The organism is Pseudomonas sp. Irchel s3f19 (assembly GCF_900187555.1).
GTDB classification, from domain to species: Bacteria; Pseudomonadota; Gammaproteobacteria; order Pseudomonadales; family Pseudomonadaceae; genus Aquipseudomonas; species Aquipseudomonas capeferrum.
Map to the genome: position 1 here is coordinate 172,250 of NZ_FYDW01000009.1, position 22,156 is coordinate 194,405.

Here is a 22,156-nt window from a genome sequence, read left to right on the forward strand (position 1 = left end):
TACGTCGAAGCAAGTACCACTCACCCCCAAGCCTTGCCAACCGCACTCGACAACAGTATGGTGCGCCCGTCGTCACATTGCTGGTGACCGGGCGTAGGAACCCGTACAACGAAAGGCGCATCAGCGCCCCAAGTCCATTGTGTGGCGTTTTTTCATGCGCTCGACAATGCTCTATGGCGGCCACGTGTGGGCAGGCTTACGCCTGGCCGGCGTCCTTTCGTGCCGGTATTCCTACCCCACACGTAGCCGCCACCCAATCCCGTAGGAAGGACGGTTGCGGCTCCAGTCAACGAAAGGAGCTACAAATGTCCGTTCTCGTATCGTACACATCTGCCATCCGCGCACTTGCCCACCGCCGCAAGGCCTTGATCGCTCTTCGCGCCGACTTAAATCTGTCCGATCGGCTCAAACGCTATAACCATCATATGAGCACCGCTCGAGCGTTGGATCTGCACGACAGTAAATCGACACTTGTCCGGAATCAGGAAATTTCGTCATGGGTGGTGTGAAGGCTTTCACTGAAAATTCAAGAGCCAGCAGCACTATTGCGCCAGACGACCTGGGCAAACGCGCCCCTTACCTGCCCACCCCATCTATCGACGTAGATAGTTTTTCTCAACTGAGAGAGGTTTGTGCCGAGTTGCGTGAGTATTACGAACTTGAGCGTTGTTCTGGGCGGGCATCCTGGCTTTCGGAAATATTGGAAGATGTTGAAGCGATAATTGTTCGACTCAAGCCATCGCAGACACAGTAGTACCCCTCTGCGTTTCTTTTGCGTATGCGCCCAGTTCCCGGGCTGGGCGCTGAACGATTGATACCGACGGTCTTGTAACGGAAAACCATCATGCCCCTTAAACCCTGCTCAAAAGCGGGAACGGCGAAGACTTGCCTGAAGAAACCCACTGAGCTGTTTTATTTCACCCATCCAAAGGCGCCTAAGGCGCTGCTGGGGCCTTTCTTGAGCGAGCCCGACGCGGAGTGCGGGCGCGTAGTTATGCGTAGCGCGGATACCCAGATAACAGCTTGTCTCATTGATACGTTAGACGACCTAGCCTACTGGCACGCCGTGAATAATGGCCAAGTCTGCCGGGCTTTTGCTAGCGCTGATCGACAAGGGTCTAAGCCCAATGACTGATGCCACGATCCTTTTCCGTGATGTGCTCCAGTCGGTTTATGGACCGCTCTACTGGGAGCCTGTGGCCGATGGCAACATTCACCGCTTTCACGTTCCTGGCGACAAATCGGGCACGCTCAACGGCTGGTACGTCCTGTATCTGGATGGCATCGCCTCCGGCGCGTTCGGAAGTTGGAAGCTTGGGGGCGCCAGCACCTGGAGCAGCCGCGAACCAGCTGACCACCGCGAGGCCGAACAGATACGTCAGCGAATCGAGCAGGCTCGGCGCCAGCGTGAAGCCGAGCAGCAACGGCGACAGCTCAAGGCGGCGGCAACTGCCCAGCGCTGGTGGAGTGGCGCACGCCGCGCCGACCCCTCGCACGCCTACTTAATCGCAAAAGGCATTCGCCCCCATGGCTTGCGCCAGCGCGGTGATGAGTTGCTGGTGCCGTTGTATGCCGGTGGCATTCTGGTGAACCTGCAACGGATTGCCCCAGGCGGCGTAAAGCGCTTCCTCTTTGGTGGCCGGATCAAGGGCGCCTATTCACTTCTGGGGCGTATTACACAGGGCAAGCCGCTGTGCATCTGTGAAGGCTGGGCGACGGGGGCAACGCTTCACGAAGGTGGCTACACCGTCGCCTGCGCCATGAATGCCGGGAATCTCACACCGGTTGCACTGGCGCTTCGATCCGAATACCCCGGCACGGAAATAGTAATTGCGGGCGACGATGACCGTCAGACCAAGGGCAACCCTGGTCGCACCGCCGCCAATGCCGCCGCCGTCTTGGTGGGCGGCCTGGTGACGTTTCCAGATTGGCCCACCGGCGCTCCCGACACTCTGACTGACTTCAACGACCTGCAACATTGGGAGGCCAGTCATGCCGGCGAATAGCGTAACGCGCGTAACTGTCGACCTAGGTGGAACGGCTGGGGCAACTGATGGTACCGCCTCCGCGATCAGCGCTGCCCAAGCGGCCAAGGTCTCGGCCAAGTTCCTGACATGCACCCTCCCTACCATTCTGCCTGAGCGCCCATGTTGGGGTGTGTATGAGCACTGGGTGACAAATGAGAAAGGCCGCAGGCTCAAACCCGGTGTGTACTGGCATGGCTTCAAGCGCAGCGCTGGCGACGATGAAGGCGACGACGACAAGGCCGACCGCCCGATCACTGATGAGTGGATCGCCACGCCGGTAACAGTCGCCGCCCGCACCACCAACAGCGACGACGGCAGCGAAGGTCGGTTTCTGCGCCTGCTCACCGACAGCGGCCCTAAGGACTGGATCATTCCCATGGAGGTGTTCGGCGGGAGCGGCGAGGACGCCAGGCGAACGCTGTTCGGTATGGGCGTCATCATCGCCTTGAAGAAGCGTGGCCAGTTCATGGAGTACCTGCTGGACCAGCGCCCTGCAGAAGTGTTTGCCACCACCTGCCGCCCCGGCTGGCATGAGTCGGGCGCCTTTGTACTGCCTGGGCGCACCATTGGCAGCGACAAGGTGCGCTACCAGGCCAGCGCCAAGGGACAGAACCTGTTCAGTGTGCGCGGTAGCCTGGAGGGCTGGAAGGTCGAGGTTGCGGCCAAGTGCGAAGGTAACCCGATACTGACCTTGGCCATTGGCTGCGCCCTCGCTGGCCCGCTGCTGAGCCTGGTGGGCGTGCTGGGTGGCGGTGTTCACCTGGTGGGCGACAGTTCCAGCGGCAAGACGCTGGCGCAACTGATCGGCTCATCCGTGTGGGGCGACCCGGGCATCTTCGCTGCGTCCTGGGACATGACCAAGGGCGGACTGGAGATTGAGGCATCCAGCCGCAACGACACCATGCTGCCCTTGGACGAGATCAAGCGGGCCGACCCCAAGCGCGTACAGGAAATGGCCTACTCGCTCGCCAACGGCCAGGGCAAGGGCACCATGACCCGTGACCGGGAGGCCCGCGGCAAGCTGAGTTGGCGCCTGCTGGCGCTTTCCAGTGGCGAGCGCTCCCTGTCCGAGCACGCGGCTATCAGCGGTAATGCCGCCCATGCTGGCGCTGAGCTGCGTATGGTCGACGTGAACGCCGGTACCCGCACGCACCGTGCCTTCGATGAATTACACGGTCTGGAGGGTGCCGACTTCCACCGCCAGCTCACGGTGGCCGTAGGAGCGAACCACGGACACATCGGGCCGGCCTTCGTGGAAAAGCTGCTGGCCAGCGATGACCGCCCTGGGCTGCTCGAGGACTTCGCCGGCATCCGCGCTCAGTTCGTGGAAGACAACGCCCAAGCCGGGCGGGTGGCCGATCGCTTCGCGGTGATCGCGCTGGCGGGCGAAATGGCCATTGCCTACGGCCTGCTGCCGTGGACGCCGGGCACGGCTCTGGCCGACTGCCAGTTGCTGTACGGCGAGTGGCTGAGCCGGGTGGGTGGCGGTAATGCCGAGGACCGCCAGATCCTGGCCGGCATCCTCGACTTCATCGACAAGCACGGCAGCAGCCGGTTTTCGGGCGTAGAAGACCAAGCGCCGGACACCAAGGTGTTCAACCGAGCCGGGTACTGGGAGGTGGTAGGCGCCAAGCGGCTGTACCTGTTCAATAAGTCTGCACTGATCGAGGCCGCCCACGGGCATGGGCTGGCGCGTGTCGTGAAGGCGCTGGAGGGCGCTTGTGCTCTCGCCAAGCACGATACCGACCGGGACAGCCGCAGGACCAAGAAGTACCGCCTACCTGCTGGTGGGTCTGCCCGCCTGTATGTGATCGATCCCGACGCAATGGATAGCGAAGGCAATGGCCTATGACCGTCATCACCACCCAGCGCCAATGCCCAAATTCACAGGAACCTAAAAACGTGGGGAACAGGGGGAACTGGGGAACAGCCAGCAAATACGCGGTCTGTGGTCGTTCCCCCATATTAAAAGTTGGGGAACAGGGGGAACGCAACCATGTTTCTGAATATAAGAACCAGTGGTGCGGCTTCTGTTTGGTTATCACCGTTCCCCAGTTTTTCGGGTGGGAAACACGTACCCCCTCTGGAGGCTCCAGAAACACTGGGTGTTCCCCGCGCTCCCCCGTTCCCCCGATTTGTTTTCACAGACACATTTGGGCGTTATGGGAGTTCGGGTGAGGCGACGCCATGAGTCTTCTTTCCGACCTGCTGAATCGCATGCCGCCGAACGCTGCGGGCGCTGGCAAACCACCCATGGCGAAACGCGCCTTGGATCATCCGCGCCTGGTGCTGGTCGAGCCTGTGCAATTGCCGGCCAGCCCATACACCAACGCTGCCAATGCCACCCCTGAATGGCGCCAGGCCCGCGACCAGTACATCAGCCATGTAATGACCTGCCGGGGGTGCTATGCGCCTGGTGGCCGCTATTGCCTGATCGGCGCCGACCTGCGCGCCACCTATGACAAAATCCCCATGAAAGACTCGCGATGAGTTAAAGGCTCACGGTACCCCTGACACCCGCTCGTTGGGAGCATTGCCCAGGTCCGCTGCTGAAGGATGACCCTGGGGGATCGGGCTGGCGCGTGGGAGCGTCCGCTGGTTGCGCGGCCAGCATTCCCAATCTGGTCATCCGCAAGCGTACTTGCAGTGCCGTAGGTGCGCGACACCAGCCTTGGAGTGCCCTAAACTTGTCCGGAGCCGATGCCCTGAATAGTGATCAGGGGAACTTCGGCTCCCTAAGGCGATGTTTGGCCTAATCGGATGCCCTGAATAGTGATCAGGGAAACGTTCGGTTGAGCCTTCATCGCCTTTCTTTTGGCTTGTCGGCGCTGTCTCCAGTTGCTGGCGCCGGTACCCCACCAATCCCCTACAGGCGCTCCTACCCACTCGCCTGCTGCCCAACACTTCGTCGCTGCCCTCTCGCATTGAGCACTTGTAGGCCTATACACCGTTGGCGCGAGCCACCTCGTGCCTCGAGCACACAGCCCAGGCCAACATGCCGGCAGCGCGCATGTCACGGAAATCGGGCGGCTCGCGGTGGCCACTACCTGTTTGTTAAGGTTGGTCCGCGTTTTGGCTCGTGCATTGAGGGCAGAAAATAGCGCTACTCTCACGGCTCGTCCCGTAGCTGCGGGGGGCGGCCTGGCCGGGAGTATCAACCAGGTTGCTAATTTTGGTTAAGGGTCGGCCAAGGTTAGCTAAGTAGTGCTCTACCACCACCGGGCTGCGCATTCGTGACATCGCAATTTGGCGAGCACTACAAGCCGCCGACGATTTTTCCGTTTGCCCTAAGGCGGTCCCATGTTTTCGAAAGTGTGCTGCTAGTGAACAAATCGGTTCTGCCAGACAGCTTGGCAAACACAACTTTCTTGACGCCTGGGCGGCCAGGCTGCCGGCTAGGGAGCGCCCCAGGGTCGTGGCCAAGCTCCCGTATTGCTTCAAGGACCATGGCCTCTTGAGTGGCGGTCCTGGGCCGAGGCTTCACGGATCTGGGCTGCTCAAAATCTTTGGCGCGCTCGAGGTACTTGATACTCTGCATAGGAATCAGCAGCTCGGTAATGGAGAGGGTTTCTTTCCAATTATCCAGGTGGCCTGGCGCAAGCTGGATAATGTCCTCTGGAGCTAATCCCTGGCCGGTGAGTAACTTGAGGTAGACCTCGGGTTTTGATCCTAGAGCGAAGGTTGGATGAGGAATTTCCTCTTGGATCATCAGTCTCGAAATGGTTTCTGTAAGCGCCCGGACTGGGCCGTAGTAATCCATTGACGGCCTATCGAGGTTAGGGTGTTGAACGATCGTCCCATCGAACATGTACCAGGTCGGAAACCTCATCATCATGCCGTGCTCGAGTATTTGTCGGCGAGTTACGCCCCATCGCTCGGCTAATTCATCGACGCTCAGGAAAAGTGGCTCAATCATTCGTTTTTGCTTCGGTCGAGCCAGATGCCAATGTATCCAGGTGATCGGCGTACCACTGCATCATCGCGCGGCGCTGGTCGATGTACTGGGCCTTGTTGTACACGGCAGCGACGCCATCCTCAGCGTGAGACAGTTGGGCCTCAACGTGATCCTTGAGGAACCCCTGTTCTCTCAGGATCGTGGATGCAATGTGTCGGAAGCCATGGCCGGTCTGTCGACCGCCGTACCCAAGGCGAGAGAGGGCCATGTTGAAAGTCATGTTGCTAAGGGCTTTGGTGCGGTCATTGCGGCCCGGGAACAACAATGGATACGCGCCGGTGAAGCGATAAAGCTCGCGTAGGGCTTCTATCGCCTGGCGGGGCAGGGGCACCACATGGTCGCGCCGCTTCTTCATTCGCGCAGCGGGAATGCTCCAGTTCCCGATATTCAGGTCAAACTCTGCCCAGGACGCTTCCCGTAGTTCGCTTGGGCGAACGGCCAGCATCGTGAGCAGTCGCAGGCCCTGCGCAACGATCTTTGAGCCGCTGTAGGCACGTATGGCACGCAGCAAGGCCGGTAGCTCATCCGTCTGCACATGGGCATAATTTTCCGCCTGGCGCGTCTGGAGAAACTTGTGAAGGCCCTCCACCGGGTTGTATTCGGCTCGCCCGGTGACGCGAGCAAGGTCGTATGCCTCTTTGCAAAAGCGCCGGATATTGCCGGCTTGGTCGATGATGCCTTTCTTCTCCAGGCCTCGGAAAAACTCCATCCACTCCATGGGCGAGATATTCGTGTATGGCCGAGTGCCGAAGACCGGGAAGACATGGAGCTCCAGCGCGCCGATGATCCGCTTCGCAGTACCTGGCTGCCACCCTGTGCGGCGAGACTGGAACCATTCCCTGCCGAGCAGTTCGAACGTGTTGGTCGCTGCCTGCCGCTGAGCGGCCTGGCGCTCGCGCTTAGCCACCACTGGGCTGGTGCCGGCGGAGATATCCTTGCGAAGGGTGGCGGCCTTGTCTCTGGCCTTAGCGCCAGTGGTTTCGGGGAAGGCTCCGATTCCGACCCATGACCATTTGCCATCAGGTTTTTTGTAGCGCAATTCCCACGATTTCAGCCCGTTTGGCTTAACGCGGAAGTAAAGGCCGCTGCCATCATGCTCGCGATATACAGATGCCTCGGGCTCAAGGCTTGAGAGGGTAGTGTCGGCGAGAGGCCGTCGCTTGATCTGACTACGCTTCACTGGTGTATGCCTCAGGTTCGATTAACTGGAGCGAATACACGCCAGCATACACGGCGACACGACATGGGGCGATACAGTATGGTACAGCGTGAAACGACAAAGCCCGCACGGGGCGGGCTTTGTAGGGCGTTTCTGGCGCAGATTGAAACTGGCTGAAACAAGGAGCTGGTCGGAGAGACAGGATTCGAACCTGCGGCCTTCTCGTCCCGAACGAGACGCGCTACCTGGCTGCGCTACACTCCGATGAACGAAATCCTACTGCATCCCTTTTTTGCACGCAAGCCCTTGTTGTTAAAAGGGCGTTTGCCAAAAAGGGAAGCCAGATCACAGCTCTTTGACGGTACGGATCTGGTCTTTGTTCAGGCGCGTACGCTTGCCATCAAGTTGCTCGAATTCGTAGAAGCCCGAGTCCTCGTCGAACGAAGGGGTGTCCACTGCCTGGATCTCGCGACCATCGTTCAGGGTAATGACGGTTGGCGATGCGCAGCCAGCGAGGGCGCCCAGGCCCAGGGCAAGCAGAAAGGCGGGAAGGGTCCGTTGAATCATCGTGTTTCTCCAGTGCGATGGTGCTAGATGACAGTTATGACGCAGGGCGTCCGCGCAAGTTCCTTTACAGTGCAGCATAGCGGCAAAACCTGAGTATTGACCAAGGGCAAGGGCAAGGGCACAGGGGCGCGCCGCTGTGTCGGGGGTGTGCTGTGTTATAAATGCGCCATCCCATCTTCTTGTGACGGACACCCATGAAAGCCAAGGCAGATACCCCCTTCGTGCCGCTGAACATCGCCGTGCTGACGGTCAGCGACACGCGTACCTTCGACACCGACACCTCCGGCCAACTGTTCGTCGACCGCCTGACTGCGGCTGGTCATCAACTGGCGGCGCGGGTGTTGCTCAAGGATGACCTGTACAAGATTCGCGCCCAGGTCGCGACCTGGATCGCCGAGGAAGGCGTGCAGGTGGTATTGGTTACTGGCGGCACCGGTTTCACCGGCCGCGACAGCACGCCCGAGGCCGTGGCCTGCCTGCTGGACAAGCAGGTGGACGGTTTCGGTGAGCTGTTCCGGCAGATCTCCGTGGCCGATATCGGCACCTCTACCGTACAGTCGCGCGCGCTGGCAGGCCTGGCCAATGGCACGCTGGTGTGCTGCCTGCCGGGCTCGACCAATGCAGTGCGCACCGGCTGGGACGGCATCCTCGCCGAGCAGCTCGATGCCCGCCATCGCCCGTGCAATTTCGTGCCACACCTGAAGCAGGCAGCGGCCTGTGAAAGCCGTGGCTGAGGTCAATCAGGCCCGGCCGCTGATGCCGGTGGAAGACGCCTTGGCGCGGTTGCTTGCGCTGGCAGAGGCCGCGCCGATCCGGGAAACCGAAAACGTGCCGTTGGCCGAAGCCGAGGGGCGAGTGCTGGCCAGCGACCTGGTGGCGTCTCTCGACCTGCCGCCTTGGCCGAACAGCGCCATGGATGGCTACGCCCTGCGCCTGGCGGACTGGCAGGGCGAGCCCTTGCCGGTCAGTCAGCGTATCTTTGCCGGCCATGCCCCGCAGCCCCTGCAGCCAGGTACGTGTGCGCGCATCTTCACCGGCGCACCGGTGCCGGCCGGCGCTGACTGTGTCGAGATGCAGGAAAACGCCGACGTGACTGACGACGGTCGGGTACGCTTCCTCGAACCATTGAAAACCGACCAGAACATCCGCCCACAAGGCCAGGAAACGCGTCAGGGCGAGCAGGTGATGAGCGCCGGTACGCGCCTGGGGCCGATCGAGCTGGGCTTGGCTGCAACCCTCGGCCAGGCCCGCCTGGACGTGGTGCGCAAGGTGCGCGTGGCCGTGCTGTCTACCGGTGACGAGCTGATCGAGCCTGGCCAGCCCTTGGGACCAGGGCAGATCTACAACAGCAACCGTCGCCTGTTGGTCAGCTGGTTGCAGCGTTTGGGGTGCGAGGTTCGGGATGCGGGTATTCTGCCTGATGACCTGGCGCGTACCCGTGAATGCCTGGGGGCACTGGGCGATGTTGACCTGATCCTGTCCACCGGCGGTGTCTCTGTTGGCGAGGCCGATTACCTGGGGGCCGCTTTGCGTGAGGCCGGCGAACTGGCCTTGTGGAAGCTGGCTATCAAGCCGGGCAAGCCACTGACCTTCGGCCATTTTCGCGGTGTGCCGGTGATCGGCCTGCCGGGTAACCCGGCTTCCACGCTGGTCACCTTTGGCCTGCTGACGCGGCCGTACCTGTTGCGGCGCCAGGGTGTGGCCGATGTCACGCCGCTGCGTTTCGACATGCCGGCAGGCTTCGACTGGCCCAAGCCAGGCATGCGGCGCGAGTACCTGCGCGCCCGCATCGAGCATGGCCAGGTGCACATCTACAAGAACCAGAGCTCTGGGGTGCTGCGCAGTGCGGCCTGGGCCGAAGGCTTGGTGGAGGTGCGCGAAGGCAGCACGCCCAAGCTGGGTGACAGCGTGCCGTTTATCCCGTTCAGCGAGCTACTTGGCTGAACGACCGAGCCAGCCTCCCACCAATTGCGTAGCGTCGGTGGGCTGTGCCTGGTGCAGGCGCATGTGCACGTTTTCCAGTTGCTGCGCCGCGACACTCCAGTCGTGACGCTGGCGGGCGAATTGCCGGCCGGCTTCGCTCAACTGCGCCATGCGCCACGGCTGGTTGAGCAACTGGGTGATCAGCAGCGCCAGTTGGTCGCCATCGTCGCTGCCCAGGTAATGCTCAGCGTTGTTCACGGCCAGCCCTGAAACACCCTTGCTGGTGGTGATCACCGGCAGCCCGGCAGCCATCGCTTCGAGCACCTTGGCCTTGGAGCCCCCGGCATAAAGCAGGGGGGCGAAGAACAGTGCCGAGCGGCGCTGCAGCTCGCGCAGGTCGGGGCGATAACCGACCCATTCGATGCGTGGGTCGTTCCAGTGCAGCCTCCAGCTGGCGGGCAGCGCATGGCCGGCAATGGCCAGGCGCACTGCTGGGTTGCTCATCCACACCTGCGGCATGATCTCTTCCAGCGCCCATTCGATGGCCTCCAGGTTGGAGCCATATTCGAAGTTGCCGACAAACAGCAGGCGCTGGCTGTGCAGCGAGGGTTGCACCTGCTGATAGAAGTCGCAGTCCACGCCACTGACCACCACGTTCACCGGGCGGCCGCTGATCTGGGCGATCAGCTCGGCGTCATGGCTGCTGACGGCCACCACTTCAGTGGGTTGGCGCAGTACCCGTTGCTCCCAGCGCCGATAGCGCCAGCGATCAAATGCGTTGAGTGGGCGCAGCCACAGCGGCAGGCGGTCATGGCGAGCGCCGCCCATGACCGATTCCAAGGTGTGTTCGCTGAGCATGTAGGGCAGGCCGCGGGCCTGCAGGGCCTTCTCGAACGGTTGGAAGCTGTAGCTGTGCTCGATCTGGATGACGTCCCAGGGCTCGTCCAGCAATTGCTCGAAGCGGTGCCTGAGGCAGGGCGCCAGGCCATTGATGATCGCCCGCATGGGGTAGTCGATGATCGGTGATGCCAGCAGGTTGAGCGGGCTGTGCAGGGCACGCCTGGGCATTACGATCAAGCGTTCGAGCAAGGGCTCGAGGGCTTCGCGGGCAGCGTCGCTCAAGGGGATCTTGGACTGCACCAGCAGGGTGATCCGGTGGCCACGCTGGGCGAGTGCGCGCATCAGGTGGTATTGCCGGGTCTTGCTGCCGCTGGTGGTCGGCCAAGGCAGGTAGGGCAGTGTCCAGAGAATGCGCATGTCCCGGAATCCTCGCAACAGATCGCGGATGAAAAGACGCGCCCATCGGCAGTCAGCTGATCACTGCTGCCGGGGCGCGTCCATGGCTATCGGAAATAGGGGCCCAAGGTTGACCGAGTCAATATGCTGACTCGCGGGGTGATTTTGAGCGCTTGGGTCAAATACTTGTCAACTGTGCGTTTTCTGAGCATAGCCGGGCATTGGCGGGTGTGTGGAAAATGGCTGAAATCCATTGTTTATTGTGTTCGGTATGCAACGATCAGTGTGCGTCAGTGGTCGAGATCAGGGTTGGTCATTTTTCTCGGAGAAGCGCGATGCAAGGGCGCAAGGCAATGATGATCCTGCACGGCAAGCAGGCGATGAACGAAGCGCTGCGCAGTGCCGTTCTGGCGATGCGCGAGACCGGCTGGGTGCTGGATGTGCGGGTAACCTGGGAGGCCGGGGATGCCCAGCGTCTGGTGGCCGAGGCACTGGCAGCCGGCTACAGCCATATCGTCGCCGGGGGCGGTGACGGCACCTTGCGCGATGTGGCAGAGGCCATGGGCCTGGCGGCGACCGACGCCAGCCTGGCGCTGATGCCGCTGGGCACCGCCAATGATTTTGCCAAGGCTGCGGGGGTGCCCTTGGAGCCGGCAGAGGCGCTGGCGCTGCTGAACAACCCGGCGCAACCAATCGACCTGGGGCAGGTCGGTGATCAGTTGTTTCTCAATATGGCCACCGGTGGCTTCGGCAGCCAGGTCACGGCCAACACCTCCGAGGACCTGAAAAAGGTCCTGGGCGCTGCTGCCTATCTGTTCACGGGGTTGTCGCGTTTCAGCGAGTTGCAGGCGGCGTCGGTAGAGCTGCAGGGCCCGGATTTTCACTGGCAAGGTGACGTGCTGGCACTGGGTATCGGCAATGGCCGGCAGGCCGGCGGTGGCCAGGTACTGTGCCCGGATGCGCTGGCTGACGATGGCCTGCTCGACATCGCCATCTTGCCGGCGCCGCAGGAGGTGGTGGGGGCATTGCGCGACCTGGTGGCCGGCGATGGGTTGTTTGTGCGGGCCAGGTTGCCGTGGGTTGAAATCAAGAGCTCGCAGGGCCTGGACATCAACCTCGATGGCGAGCCGTTGCAGGCCGACAGCCTGCGCTTCGAGGCAAGGCCAGCGGCGCTGCGCCTGCACTTGCCGGCCGGGTCGCCGTTGCTCAGTCGTCCAGGCTGATGATTTTTTCGCGCACCGCGTATAGCACCAGGCCTGCCACATCGTGAATCTGCAGGCGTTTCATGATCTGCGAGCGGTGGGTTTCCACGGTTTTTATCGAAAGCCCCAGGCCGCTGGCGATCTCCCGGGTCGATTTGCCCCGCACGATCAGGCGCAGGATTTCCAGTTGGCGGGCAGTCAGGGTGTGGCGCTCGCCGCTCGGTTGCTTGCGATGCTGAGTGTGCAGCAATGCCTGGTTGATGACCGTGTGCGCGATTGCCGGGCTGAGGTAGCGCTCGCCGTTGCGCAGGGCGCACAGGGCCTGCTCCAGTTCGGTGGCGCTGGTGTCCTTGAGCAGGTAGCCATGGGCGCCGCTTTCCAGGGCGCGCATGATCAGGTCCGGGTCGGTGTGCATCGACAGGATCAGCACCTTGCAGGTGCTGCCGCTGGCGCTGAGTTGGGTCAGGGCATCCAGGCCGCTGGTCGAGCGCATGGAGATGTCCAGCAAAACGATATCGGGTGCCAGCGTGCGCACCTGCTCAAGTAACAGATTGCCGTCGTCGGCCTCACCGACCACGCAGTAGCCAGGGATGTCGGAGACCAGCGCGCGCACCCCGGCGCGTATCAGTGAGTGGTCGTCGACCAGCAGCAATTTACAGGTCATGGGCGGTCAAGGTCCTGGCGCGTTCCCGGGTGCGCGGCGGCCACGGGAACAGGGCTTCGATCTGCGTGCCAAGGCCCGGCTGGCTGGTGATCTGCAGGCGGCCTTGCAAGGCTGTCACGCGTTCCTGCATGCCAGCCAGGCCACGCTGGCCCGACGCGGCCGGGTGCCTGGCGGGGAGAAAACCGCGACCATCGTCCTCGATCTTCAAGGCAAGCCCGGCGGGGCTGCGTTGCAGGCGGATCGACAGGTTGCGCGCCTGGGCATGGCGCAGCATGTTGGTCACGGCCTCCTGGGTGATGCGAAACACTGCCATCGCGACGGCTTCGTCAATGCCCCTGAGGCGCTGGTTGCATGCCAGGCTCCAGTGCACGTCGGTGTTTTCCAGCGTGCGCAGCAGGTGCGCGCGAAGGCTGGCTTCGAGCCCAAGGCTGGCCAGTTGCCGCGGGTTGAGCAAGGCGGAAACATCGCGCACGTTGCCAAGGGCGTCGTCGAGCGTGGTGCGCAGGGTATCGCAGTGGCTGTGCAGTTCATCGGGCACCCGCCGTTGCAGCCATTGCAACTGAAGCTTGGCGGCGGTGAGCAGTTGGCCGATGTCGTCATGCAGTTCGCGGCTCAGCTGCTGGCGCTCGCCTTCTTGAACCTTGAGCATGCGCTTGGCCAGTTCTGCCGGGTGCAGGCGGATCGACCCTGCCCCCAGGCTTACCTGCAGGCCCACGCCGAGCATCGCCGCAGCGTGCAGCAGCAACAGGCTGGCTGGCATCGGTTTGCCGGCCATGTACAGCAGCAGGTTGGCGACCACCGAGGCCACGCACAATACTATCGTCGTCCAGCGCAGCAGCGCAGTACGGGAGCAGCAGCGCAGGGGAGTCTTCAAGCGTGGGAACATAAATAGAGAAGCCACTGAAGTGTTGCTGATGGAGGCCTTGCACACGTCTTGCTAGAGGCTCTGGCGCATTACTTTCGAAGTTTTGCCGGGTCACGTCCTCAATCAGCCTTGTTACAGACTGCAGGCATTCGCTGGCGAGCATGGTAACACTTCGCGTGGCGTTGGTCGCTGCTGGGCAACGCTTTGAAACCTCATGGTTTACGGGGTATTCCGGGACGTCCGTCCGATTAGCGCAAGTAGCAAAATGCCATCCGTTATTCGGCTGGCAATCACTTTCAGAGCAACTAGCGGGTTAATGCCAGCGGTATTGCGGCCGACACTTGGGGGAACTTCCAAGTTAGACCATCGTGGGCTTGAACAAGGCCCTTAGTTGCTCTTCGGGTGAGTTAATGCGCAGCGCGAGGGCGCGTGTCGGGGGTAGCGTCTGCGTGGGGGTGAAGGCAGTGGCTGCCCTGTTCTTCGCACGAGGCACACGTTTGCGGTCGCGGTTGTTCCAAAACACTGGCCAATTCAGTAAGCAGCGTGACCTGTTCACCGCTATCAAGGTTCAGCTGCCCGGTGCTGGGGTCTGTCAGCTCCAGTTGCCAGGCCAGCAGAGTCAGGCAGGCATCCGTCGCCGGCAAGGCCCCACGCACCAGGCGTTGCTGCTCGCAGGCGGGTGCCAGCAGTTGCTGCAATACGGTGGTGTAGTGGGCAACCTCAACCAATTGCAGGCGGCTGGCACGGCGGGCCAGGGTGTCGAGGGCGGTGTTCAGGCACTTGCAGGCATCTGCATCGTTGTCGATCAGCTCCAGGTGCTGCAGGCACTCCTGGGACTGAGTCAGCAAGACATGCGCATCCAGCAGAAACTCCTGCAGGGCAGCTTCAAACGATAAGGCACTGTCCATCAGGACGCTCCAGCGCTTGGAGCTGCAGCAAGGGGCGGACACGGCGATACGATAGCAAGCAAAAGCCTGACTCCATTCATGCAATGAGAATGGTGTCACATTAATGGCTAATGGATATCGCGAACATCAGGTTGCACCCGATTGCCACTAAGGGTTTCCCTGATGTGCGGCTAGGGTGCAACAAGGTGCAAAGCGGCAGACAGCCACCGTGAAGTGCCCGCAGTAAAGCATGATGGTAAAGTGATATCAATTGCCTCGGCGGCATTTTCCAGCAAGGGTCAAGGTGTGCGTGAATCCGCCGATACAGGGTGAAGAACTCAACTTTTCGACTCAAGCCTGGGGGCTTCCAATGGCTGGCATTCTCGACACGGTAGACCAACGCACGCAATTGGTGGGTGAGAACCGCCTGGAAATTCTGATGTTTCGCCTGGCAGGTCGGCAGCTGTTCGCGATCAACGTGTTCAAGGTGCAGGAGGTGCTGCAACTGCCCAAGCTGACGCTGATGCCGCAGCGCCATGCCTTCGTCTGCGGGGTGGTCAACCTGCGTGGGCAGACCTTGCCGGTGATCGACCTGTCCCAGGCGATTGGCATGCGCCCACTGCAGCCTGGGCCGGACAGCACCATCATCGTGACGGAATACAACCGCTCGGTGCAGGCCTTCCTGGTGGGTGGCGTGGACCGCATCGTCAACATGAACTGGGAAGCGATCATGCCGCCGCCTACCAGTGCCGGGCGCCAGCATTACCTCACCGCCATCACCAAAGTCGACGAGCAACTGGTCGAAGTGATCGATGTGGAGAAGGTGCTGGCTGAGATCGTGCCCTACAACGCCAAGGTCTCCGGCGAACGCCTCGCCGACCCGGTGCTGGCCCGCGCCAGAGGGCGTGAAGTGCTGCTGGTGGACGACTCCAGCGTAGCCCTGGCGCAGTTGCGCGACACCCTGTCGCAACTGGGCATGAAGTTGCACGTGGCCAGCGATGGTCTGAAAGCCTTGCGCCTGCTCAAGAGCTGGGCCGATGCCGGTGAGGATGTTTGCGAGAAGCTGCTGATGGTGTTCACCGATGCCGAAATGCCGGAGATGGACGGCTACCGGTTGACCACCGAGATCCGCAGCGATGCCCGCCTGCGTCAGCTCTACGTGGTGCTGCACACCTCGTTGTCGGGCAGTTTCAACGAGTCCATGGTCAAGAAGGTTGGCTGTGACAACTTCTTGTCCAAGTTCCAGCCGGATCGTCTGGTCGAGGTGGTCAAGCAGCGGCTGCTGCTGGATTCCGCTACTGCGTGATACCGGGCCCTGCGGGGTATAAGCTTGGCGTTTTGAATGACGCGAGGCGGCAGGGATGTTTCTGAGTGAGTTGTATCGGTACCCGGTGAAGTCGGGGCGGGCGCAAAGCCTGCAGGCGTCACCGGTTGGCCAATTGGGGTTGTTGGGTGACCGTCGCTGGATGGTGGTGGAGGCAGACAATGGCCGCTTTCTCACCCAACGTGCCTGGCCACAGCTCGGCCAGCTCAGGGCGAGCTACGATGCTGCCGGGCAGTTGTTGCTGGAGGCCCCAGGGCAGGCGCCACTTCGCGTGCCCGTACCGCTTGCAGACGACGACCTGCGGGGGGTGACCCTCTGGCGTGACACCCTGCGGGTACCGGATGCCGGCGATGCGGCAGCGCTGTGGCTGTCGGCGCTGCTTGGCAAGGACGTGCGGCTCGTCTATTGCCCGGAACAGCGGGCGCGTTATCTGCCCAATGGTTATGGCCTCAACAGTGACCGTGCGGCGTTTCCGGATGGTTTTCCGCTGCTGTTGATCGGCCAGGGTTCGTTGGACGAATTGAACCGGCGCATTGGCCGGCCGATGGAGATGCTGCGGTTCAGGCCGAATCTGGTGGTGCAGGGTGCAGAGCCGTTTGCCGAGGATGGCTGGAAGCGGATTCGCATCGGCGCGCTGGAGTTTCGAGTGCTCAAGCCCAGTGTGCGTTGCATTTTCACCACGATCGACCCGTTGACCGGCGAGCGCAGCGCAGACCGCGAGCCGATGACTACGCTCAAGACGTTCCGCGAGAAGGAGGGGGATGTGTTGTTCGGCCAGAACCTAGCCGTGGATGGCAGTGGCGTACTTGAAGTAGGTATGGAAGTCGAGGTCTTGTAGGCGCGGCCTTCCGTTGCGAAAGGGCCGCGCAGCGGCCCCTACACGACCCCGACGCAGCTACATATCGTCGAAGTACCGCTCGTGCCAATCCACCAGCGGCTGCGGCGAGTTGAGCTTCTGCCCGTAGATCACCGAATACGACAGCACGTTCTGCACATACTGACGTGTCTCATCGAAGGGTATCGATTCGACCCAGACATCGAAGCTCAAATGCTTGGCGCCCTTGAGCCACTGGCGTACTCGTCCGGGGCCTGCGTTATAGGCCGCAGAAGCCAGTACCCGGTTGCCATTGAACTGGCTGTGTACCTGGCTCAGGTACGCGGCCCCCAACTGGATGTTCTTGTCCGGGTTGAACACCTGCGCAGGCGAGGCCAGCGGGATGCTGAACTTGCGCGCGGTTTCCTTGGCGGTGGCCGGCATCAGTTGCATGAGGCCGCTGGCGCCCACGCTGGAGCGTGCATCTTCCATGAAGGCGCTTTCCTGGCGGGTGATGGCAAACACCCAGCTCGAATGCAGCCCACGGACCTTGGCCTCGCGCACCAGGGTGTCGCGGTGGGCCATCGGGAAGCGGATATCCAGGTCATCCCAGTACTTCGCCTGGCTGATGGTGCGGATGGCCGGGAAGTACCAGCGCAGGTCGTAGGCCAGGCGTGCCTGGGCGACCATCTCGTCGCGGTTGAAGTGGCGGCTGACGTGGTACCACTCGCGGCGCCCATCGACGATCTGCCCGCGGGCATGGAATTCCAGCGCGCGCTGGATGCCCGGGGTGTTGCGCACCTTGCTGACCAGTTGCGGGCTCAGTACCAGTGGCTTGTTGTTCAACTGGTAGGGGGTCTGCGCCCGGTCGGCTGCAAGGAACCCATAGAAATCACGCTCGCGCGCCACGGTCTTGTACAGCAGGGTGACCTGCGGGTTGTTCGGCTGGGCCAGCTCAAGGCTGCGGGCTTGCCAGTACTTCCAGCGGCTACTGCTGGCCAGGTCCTGGGGCAGGCGTTTGGTCAGCTCGTAGGCATCCTCCCAGCGGCCCAGGCGCAGCAGCAGGCGCAGGCGCCATTCGCTGACGGTGTTGTCACGCAGCTCGGGGTCGTAGCGGGTCATCAGGTCGAGCGCGCGAGGGTCGTAACGGCGCGCCAGGGTCAGGCCGATTTCGCGGGCGATGGCGACTTTTTCATCGCGCGAGAAGTGCATGCGCTGGGCGTAGTCGTCGAGCAGCCCCATGGCCCGCTCCGGGTCCTGCCGGGCCAGGCGTCGCAGGCCGAGGCTTACCACGTCGGACATGGCTTCGTTGACCGGGCTGAAGCGCGATGGCTGGTTGAGCAGCTCGGGCTTTTGCGCCACGTCGATCAGCAGACGCCCTTGTGGGCCGAGGGTGGTCAAGGTCTTGACCAGGTTGTTGGCCAGGCCGTAGTTGCGTGCCTGTGCCGCCAGTTTGGCGCGGTTCCAGCGCTTGGCCTCGGTCAGTTGGCCTTCGGCGGCCCACATGCCGAACAGGGTGTCACAGGCCGCCGGTTGCGACTTGCCGACGTTCCACAGCTTGTCGGCCGTGGCATACCCTTCGGCGCGCAGGCCGTGGCTCAACTGGTACTGGCCGTTGAGGCAGTCCAGTTCGGTGAAATTGAGTTTGGGGTCGTAGTACTTGACGAAAGTATTCCATTCGCCGCGCTCGGCCAGCCAGCGCAACCAGCGCAGTTTCATCCAGTTGGACTGGGGCAGGTCGCCATGCTTGGCCAGGAACCCTTCGATCTCCTCGTTGCTGGCGCTTTTCAGGCGCGCGGTCAGCTCGTCGTACGTGAGGTAAGGCGTCAGCGGGTAGTCGCGCAACTGTTGGGCATAGCGCAGGTAAGGGCCTTTGTCGCCCTTGGCCAGGGCGCGCTTGGCCTCGTCGTAGTACTGGCGTTGTTGAGTGAGGTCGAGGGCCTGCGCCGCGCTGGCGGTGGCGGCGGTAAGCAGCAGGCAGGATGCAATCTGTAACAGGCGGCTGCGCATGATACGTCCGGGCAGTTGAACCATGGGGAAGTGACGGCGAAGCCAGCACTGTTGGAAGCTATGGCCTTAGCTTAGCCGTTTGCCGGCGGCAGATGAAAGCACAGTGCTTGTATCAAGACATTAAGTTCGACCAGATGTCGTAAAGCCCTCGCAGGGTGGTCAACTTAATGCCCTCGGGCCCCAAGTCAGGTAGAATGCGCGCCCGATTTCTGGAGACCAATATGACCCTGCTCAAATTCAGCGATGTGTCCCTCGCATTCGGCGCCATGCCGCTGCTGGACAAAGTGTCCTGGCAGATCGCTCGTGGTGAGCGGGTGTGCATCATCGGCCGCAACGGCACCGGCAAGTCGAGCATGATGCGCCTGGTCAAGGGCGAACAGAAGGGCGACGACGGTGAGATCTGGCGCGCCCCGGGCCTGAAAATCGGCGAGCTGCCGCAAGAGTTGCCGCTGGCCGACGAGCGCAGCGTGTTCGATGTGGTGGCCGAGGGCCTTGACGGCGTGGGTGCGCTGCTGGCCGAGTTCCACCACCTGAGCCAGAACATCCAGGGCGACGAAGACCTGGAAAAACTCATGCACGTTCAGCACGAACTCGAAGCCCGTGACGGCTGGCGCCTGCAGCAAGTGGTGGATAGCACCCTGAGCCGCCTGCAACTGCCCGCCGACAAGACCCTGGCCGAGCTGTCCGGTGGCTGGCGCCGCCGTGTGCTGCTGGCCCAGGCGCTGGTGTCCGAGCCTGACCTGCTGCTGCTCGATGAACCGACCAACCACCTGGACATCGGTGCGATCGCCTGGCTTGAAGAGGCGCTGCGCGGGTTCAATGGTGCGGTGCTGTTCATTACCCACGACCGCTCCTTCCTGCAAAACCTCGCGACCCGCATCCTCGAACTGGACCGCGGTGGCCTGATCGACTGGAACGGCGACTACGCCAGCTTCCTGGTGCACAAGGAAGCCGCGCTGGCCGCGGAAGAAACCGCCAACGCGCTGTTCGACAAGCGCCTGGCCCAGGAAGAAGTGTGGATCCGCCAGGGCATCAAGGCCCGCCGTACCCGCAACGAAGGGCGTGTGCGTGCCCTCAAGGCCTTGCGCGTCGAACGCGGCGAGCGCCGTGAGCGTCAGGGCAAGGCGAACATCCAGATCGAAGCGGCCGACAAGTCCGGCAAGCAGGTCATGGTGCTGGAGAACGTCAGCTTCGCCCATGCCGAAGGCCCGATGCTGGTCAAGGACTTCTCCATGGTCCTGCAGCGCCAGGATCGCATTGGCCTGCTGGGTGCCAACGGTACCGGCAAGACCACCTTGCTCAAGCTGATGCTCGGCGACCTGGAGCCTACCTCGGGCAAGGTCGAGCGTGGCACCAAGCTGGAAGTGGCGTATTTCGACCAGATGCGTCATCAGCTCGATCTGGAAAAAACCGTGATCGACAACCTGGCCGAAGGCCGTGACTTCATCGAGATCGATGGCCAGAACCGCCACGTGCTGAGCTACCTGGGCGACTTCCTGTTCAGCCCCCAGCGTGCCCGGACCCCGGTCAAGGCGCTGTCGGGTGGCGAGCGTGCACGTTTGCTGCTGGCCAAGCTGTTCAGCAAGCCGGCCAACCTGCTGGTGCTCGACGAACCGACCAACGACCTGGACGTGGAAACCCTCGAACTGCTGGAAGAGGTGCTGGCCAACTACAAGGGCACGGTGCTGATGGTCAGCCACGACCGGGCCTTCCTCGACAACGTCGTCACCAGCACCCTGGTGTTCGAAGGTGGGGGCAAGGTACGCGAGTATGTCGGCGGCTATGAGGACTGGATCCGTCAGGGCGGTTCGCCCAAGCTGCTGGGGGTAACCGAGAGCAAAGGCGGCAAGTCCGAACTCAACAGCGCAGTGGTTGAGAAGCAGGAAGTGCAAGCGGCACCGGCGCCGGTGGCGGCTGCTGCCGATGCCTCGAAGAAGAAGCTCAGCTACAAGCTGCAGCGTGAGCTGGAGATGCTGCCTGGGCAAATCGACGAGGTCGAACAGCGCATGGCGGCGGCCCAGGAAGAGGTCAATGCACCAGGTTTCTATCAGCGGTCGATCGAAGAGACCACCGCGGTGCTGGCCAAGATCGAGCAGTTGCAGGCAGAGCTGGATGTGCTGGTAGAGCGCTGGGCCGAGCTGGAAGGGTGATCAGCTTTTGATCTGCACTGGCTTCTTCGCGGGTAAACCCGCGAAGAAGCTGGCACAGGTCAACTCATTCCTTCTTCAGCAAGCGCACTGCCAGCACATCGCAGGGTGCGCCGTGCAGTACATCGTTGGCGGTGGAGCCCAGCAGCAACGCCAGGCCATGCCGGCCGTGGCTGCCCACGACGATCAGGTCGCACTTCTGGTCCTTGGCCAGTTGGTGGATTTCCTGGCGTGGCTGGCCGTAGGTCAGGTGCGAATCGCCGCGCTGGATGTCCGGGTACTTGTTGAACAGGCGGTCCATGCGCTCTTTGGCCTGGTCGAACTGCTGTTGCTGCAGTTGCGACAGGTCCATGGGGACGTCACCGCCAAAAGCCATGGCCATGGGTTCGACGATGTGCACCAGCGAGACCTTGGCGTTGTACGGCGCTGCCAGCGCCATGGCACGCTTGATCACCGGGTCGCATTCCTCGGTCAGGTCGACGGCAACCAGAAGATGTTCGTAGGACATGAGCGGTACTCCTGACAATCGCGATAGAAGAAGTATGGTCGCTTTCGGGCGGGTCTTCCGTGAAAAATGGCTAACCAGCTCATTTGCAACGCTTTATGGGGTCTACTGATATGACGGTATTGCTGGTGGTGTCAATCCTTGCGCTGATTCTCAGCCCGCTTTCCTGGTTGCGCACGTCGCGCAAGCAGAGCGAGCAGATGAACCTGCGCCTGGAAGCGCGGCGCATGGGGCTGGCCATGCAGCTGGCGCCCCAGCAGTGGCCGCACTGGCTGGAAAAGGAGCCGCCAAGCCCCTGCCCGCAGTACCATCGCGCACGGCGCCGGGGGCGTGAGGACAGCTTCTGTTACTGGCAGGTCACGCCGGGCGTGTGGTGGAACCAGTGGCGCGAGCCGTGTGAGGACCCGCGCCTTGCCGAGGCCTTTGCGCGCTTGCCCGCCAGCGTCTACAAGGTCGAAGCCGACCCGCGCATGATCGCCTTGTACTGGACCGAACGGGGCGATAAATCTGTATTGCAGGATATTGCCCAGGTCTTCGAAACACTCGCCTGACACATGGCTTAACGACAAAGCGGCGGCTTGGCAGAGCCCCTGAAGGGGTGGGGTGCCAAGTCGCCGCTTTGCGTTCTGCTGCGCAGAAAAGGCCAGGCAGGCCGGGAATGCTTGAAGCCATTGGCAGTGTAGTCGGCTGCCAGTGAAATGCCGGAAAAATCTTCCCCTCGCAGGGTCACTCCCTCCTCCTCGTGGTCAATCGCTGACATGAATGCCCCGTGATCACTGACGTCATGCTTTGTACCCAGACGCTACAAAATGACCGGAAAGTCGTGTTTTCGCTCTGTGCGTGAGCATTTGACAACGCTGATCTTTTCGGA

The 22,156-nt window shown here is 62.0% G+C and carries 22 protein-coding genes and 1 tRNA gene; 13 read left to right on the forward strand and 10 right to left on the reverse strand.

Going from position 1 to position 22,156, the window contains the following annotated elements:
• Positions 1-305: 305 nt before the first annotated feature.
• The 6 genes from CKW22_RS27960 to CKW22_RS20130 all read left to right on the forward strand — a co-directional run bounded on the left by CKW22_RS27960 (position 306) and on the right by CKW22_RS20130 (position 4,517).
• On the forward strand, positions 306-509 hold the full coding sequence (locus tag CKW22_RS27960) for a hypothetical protein (RefSeq protein ID WP_095064889.1): 204 nt from the start codon (positions 306-308) through the stop codon (positions 507-509).
• Positions 497-754 (forward strand): hypothetical protein, encoded by a 258-nt coding sequence (locus CKW22_RS27340; RefSeq protein ID WP_133248818.1) that lies wholly within the window; start codon positions 497-499, stop codon positions 752-754. The genes CKW22_RS27960 and CKW22_RS27340 overlap by 13 nt, the downstream gene beginning before the upstream one ends.
• A 90-nt stretch (positions 755-844) precedes the next feature.
• On the forward strand, positions 845-1,135 hold the full coding sequence (locus CKW22_RS27965) for a hypothetical protein (protein ID WP_095064891.1): 291 nt from the start codon (positions 845-847) through the stop codon (positions 1,133-1,135).
• The gene (locus CKW22_RS20120) at positions 1,128-2,006 is read left to right on the forward strand and encodes a toprim domain-containing protein (protein ID WP_095064893.1); all 879 of its coding nucleotides are present in this window, start codon (positions 1,128-1,130) and stop codon (positions 2,004-2,006) included. The genes CKW22_RS27965 and CKW22_RS20120 overlap by 8 nt, the downstream gene beginning before the upstream one ends.
• A gap of 64 nt (positions 2,007-2,070) precedes the next feature.
• On the forward strand, positions 2,071-3,879 hold the full coding sequence (locus CKW22_RS20125) for a DUF927 domain-containing protein (RefSeq protein ID WP_371856437.1): 1,809 nt from the start codon (positions 2,071-2,073) through the stop codon (positions 3,877-3,879).
• A 335-nt stretch (positions 3,880-4,214) separates the two neighbouring features.
• Entirely contained in the window at positions 4,215-4,517 is a 303-nt protein-coding gene (locus CKW22_RS20130; RefSeq protein ID WP_095064895.1) for a hypothetical protein, read from the forward strand.
• Between the two features lie 766 nt (positions 4,518-5,283).
• Here CKW22_RS20130 and CKW22_RS20135 read toward each other — a convergent pair.
• The 4 genes from CKW22_RS20135 to CKW22_RS20150 all read right to left on the reverse strand — a co-directional run bounded on the left by CKW22_RS20135 (position 5,284) and on the right by CKW22_RS20150 (position 7,708).
• Positions 5,284-5,943, reverse strand: coding sequence for a hypothetical protein (locus CKW22_RS20135; protein ID WP_095064897.1), 660 nt, complete (start codon positions 5,941-5,943; stop codon positions 5,284-5,286).
• Positions 5,936-7,162, reverse strand: coding sequence for a tyrosine-type recombinase/integrase (locus tag CKW22_RS20140; protein ID WP_095064899.1), 1,227 nt, complete (start codon positions 7,160-7,162; stop codon positions 5,936-5,938). The genes CKW22_RS20135 and CKW22_RS20140 overlap by 8 nt, the downstream gene beginning before the upstream one ends.
• A 166-nt stretch (positions 7,163-7,328) precedes the next feature.
• Positions 7,329-7,405, reverse strand: a tRNA-Pro gene (locus tag CKW22_RS20145).
• Positions 7,406-7,486: 81 nt separating this feature from the next.
• Positions 7,487-7,708: a YgdI/YgdR family lipoprotein gene (locus CKW22_RS20150; protein WP_027596642.1), complete on the reverse strand. Its 222-nt coding sequence runs from the start codon at positions 7,706-7,708 to the stop codon at positions 7,487-7,489.
• Between the two features lie 194 nt (positions 7,709-7,902).
• Between CKW22_RS20150 and moaB the strand changes: the two genes are divergently transcribed.
• Positions 7,903-8,442, forward strand: a complete 540-nt coding sequence (gene moaB, locus CKW22_RS20155; RefSeq protein WP_033700442.1) for a molybdenum cofactor biosynthesis protein B — start codon at positions 7,903-7,905, stop codon at positions 8,440-8,442.
• Positions 8,426-9,652: a gephyrin-like molybdotransferase Glp gene (glp, locus tag CKW22_RS20160; RefSeq protein WP_077068561.1), complete on the forward strand. Its 1,227-nt coding sequence runs from the start codon at positions 8,426-8,428 to the stop codon at positions 9,650-9,652. Before moaB ends, glp begins: the two co-directional genes overlap by 17 nt.
• Here the strand turns inward: glp and CKW22_RS20165 are convergent.
• Complete coding sequence (locus CKW22_RS20165) at positions 9,641-10,888, reverse strand: glycosyltransferase family 4 protein (RefSeq protein WP_047583285.1); 1,248 nt, start codon at positions 10,886-10,888, stop codon at positions 9,641-9,643. The two genes, glp and CKW22_RS20165, sit on opposite strands and share 12 nt — an antisense overlap.
• Before the next feature lie 314 nt (positions 10,889-11,202).
• Here CKW22_RS20165 and yegS point away from each other — a divergent pair, with 314 nt between their 5' ends.
• Entirely contained in the window at positions 11,203-12,090 is an 888-nt protein-coding gene (gene yegS / locus CKW22_RS20170; RefSeq protein WP_033700440.1) for a lipid kinase YegS, read from the forward strand.
• Here the strand turns inward: yegS and CKW22_RS20175 are convergent.
• The 3 genes from CKW22_RS20175 to CKW22_RS20185 form a co-directional block, all read right to left on the reverse strand.
• Positions 12,074-12,733 (reverse strand): response regulator transcription factor, encoded by a 660-nt coding sequence (locus tag CKW22_RS20175; protein WP_033700438.1) that lies wholly within the window; start codon positions 12,731-12,733, stop codon positions 12,074-12,076. The genes yegS and CKW22_RS20175 overlap by 17 nt on opposite strands.
• Positions 12,723-13,619 (reverse strand): sensor histidine kinase, encoded by an 897-nt coding sequence (locus CKW22_RS20180; protein ID WP_047583288.1) that lies wholly within the window; start codon positions 13,617-13,619, stop codon positions 12,723-12,725. Before CKW22_RS20180 ends, CKW22_RS20175 begins: the two co-directional genes overlap by 11 nt.
• Before the next feature lie 386 nt (positions 13,620-14,005).
• Complete coding sequence (locus CKW22_RS20185) at positions 14,006-14,506, reverse strand: histidine kinase (protein ID WP_095064901.1); 501 nt, start codon at positions 14,504-14,506, stop codon at positions 14,006-14,008.
• Positions 14,507-14,855: 349 nt separating this feature from the next.
• Here CKW22_RS20185 and CKW22_RS20190 point away from each other — a divergent pair, with 349 nt between their 5' ends.
• Positions 14,856-15,791, forward strand: coding sequence for a chemotaxis protein CheV (locus tag CKW22_RS20190; protein WP_033700434.1), 936 nt, complete (start codon positions 14,856-14,858; stop codon positions 15,789-15,791).
• Positions 15,792-15,846: 55 nt separating this feature from the next.
• Positions 15,847-16,647 carry an MOSC domain-containing protein gene (locus CKW22_RS20195; RefSeq protein WP_033700433.1) on the forward strand — a complete coding sequence of 267 codons (801 nt, stop codon included), beginning with the start codon at positions 15,847-15,849 and terminating at the stop codon, positions 16,645-16,647.
• A gap of 57 nt (positions 16,648-16,704) precedes the next feature.
• Here the strand turns inward: CKW22_RS20195 and CKW22_RS20200 are convergent, their stop codons facing one another.
• Positions 16,705-18,633: a transglycosylase SLT domain-containing protein gene (locus tag CKW22_RS20200; RefSeq protein ID WP_047583290.1), complete on the reverse strand. Its 1,929-nt coding sequence runs from the start codon at positions 18,631-18,633 to the stop codon at positions 16,705-16,707.
• 221 nt (positions 18,634-18,854) lie between these two features.
• Between CKW22_RS20200 and CKW22_RS20205 the strand changes: the two genes are divergently transcribed.
• On the forward strand, positions 18,855-20,783 hold the full coding sequence (locus CKW22_RS20205) for an ATP-binding cassette domain-containing protein (RefSeq protein WP_033700430.1): 1,929 nt from the start codon (positions 18,855-18,857) through the stop codon (positions 20,781-20,783).
• Between the two features lie 64 nt (positions 20,784-20,847).
• Here CKW22_RS20205 and CKW22_RS20210 read toward each other — a convergent pair whose 3' ends face one another.
• On the reverse strand, positions 20,848-21,288 hold the full coding sequence (locus tag CKW22_RS20210) for a universal stress protein (RefSeq protein WP_033700428.1): 441 nt from the start codon (positions 21,286-21,288) through the stop codon (positions 20,848-20,850).
• A gap of 110 nt (positions 21,289-21,398) precedes the next feature.
• Between CKW22_RS20210 and CKW22_RS20215 the strand changes: the two genes are divergently transcribed.
• A complete protein-coding gene (locus CKW22_RS20215; protein ID WP_033700427.1) occupies positions 21,399-21,836 on the forward strand; it encodes a hypothetical protein in 438 nt (145 codons plus the stop codon).
• Positions 21,837-22,156: the final 320 nt, after the last annotated feature.

Coding starts and splice junctions, on each gene's coding strand:
- CKW22_RS20180 (WP_047583288.1), bottom strand. CDS start 13,619: ATGTTCCCACGCTTGAAGACTCCCCTGCGCTGCTGCTCCCGTACTGCG.
- CKW22_RS20120 (WP_095064893.1), top strand. CDS start 1,128: ATGACTGATGCCACGATCCTTTTCCGTGATGTGCTCCAGTCGGTTTAT.
- CKW22_RS20195 (WP_033700433.1), top strand. CDS start 15,847: ATGTTTCTGAGTGAGTTGTATCGGTACCCGGTGAAGTCGGGGCGGGCG.
- CKW22_RS20210 (WP_033700428.1), bottom strand. CDS start 21,288: ATGTCCTACGAACATCTTCTGGTTGCCGTCGACCTGACCGAGGAATGC.
- CKW22_RS20200 (WP_047583290.1), bottom strand. CDS start 18,633: ATGCGCAGCCGCCTGTTACAGATTGCATCCTGCCTGCTGCTTACCGCC.
- CKW22_RS20130 (WP_095064895.1), top strand. CDS start 4,215: ATGAGTCTTCTTTCCGACCTGCTGAATCGCATGCCGCCGAACGCTGCG.
- CKW22_RS20185 (WP_095064901.1), bottom strand. CDS start 14,506: ATGGACAGTGCCTTATCGTTTGAAGCTGCCCTGCAGGAGTTTCTGCTG.
- CKW22_RS20205 (WP_033700430.1), top strand. CDS start 18,855: ATGACCCTGCTCAAATTCAGCGATGTGTCCCTCGCATTCGGCGCCATG.
- moaB (WP_033700442.1), top strand. CDS start 7,903: ATGAAAGCCAAGGCAGATACCCCCTTCGTGCCGCTGAACATCGCCGTG.
- CKW22_RS27965 (WP_095064891.1), top strand. CDS start 845: ATGCCCCTTAAACCCTGCTCAAAAGCGGGAACGGCGAAGACTTGCCTG.
- CKW22_RS20175 (WP_033700438.1), bottom strand. CDS start 12,733: ATGACCTGTAAATTGCTGCTGGTCGACGACCACTCACTGATACGCGCC.
- CKW22_RS20190 (WP_033700434.1), top strand. CDS start 14,856: ATGGCTGGCATTCTCGACACGGTAGACCAACGCACGCAATTGGTGGGT.
- CKW22_RS27340 (WP_133248818.1), top strand. CDS start 497: ATGGGTGGTGTGAAGGCTTTCACTGAAAATTCAAGAGCCAGCAGCACT.
- CKW22_RS20135 (WP_095064897.1), bottom strand. CDS start 5,943: ATGATTGAGCCACTTTTCCTGAGCGTCGATGAATTAGCCGAGCGATGG.
- CKW22_RS20150 (WP_027596642.1), bottom strand. CDS start 7,708: ATGATTCAACGGACCCTTCCCGCCTTTCTGCTTGCCCTGGGCCTGGGC.
- CKW22_RS27960 (WP_095064889.1), top strand. CDS start 306: ATGTCCGTTCTCGTATCGTACACATCTGCCATCCGCGCACTTGCCCAC.
- CKW22_RS20215 (WP_033700427.1), top strand. CDS start 21,399: ATGACGGTATTGCTGGTGGTGTCAATCCTTGCGCTGATTCTCAGCCCG.
- yegS (WP_033700440.1), top strand. CDS start 11,203: ATGCAAGGGCGCAAGGCAATGATGATCCTGCACGGCAAGCAGGCGATG.
- CKW22_RS20165 (WP_047583285.1), bottom strand. CDS start 10,888: ATGCGCATTCTCTGGACACTGCCCTACCTGCCTTGGCCGACCACCAGC.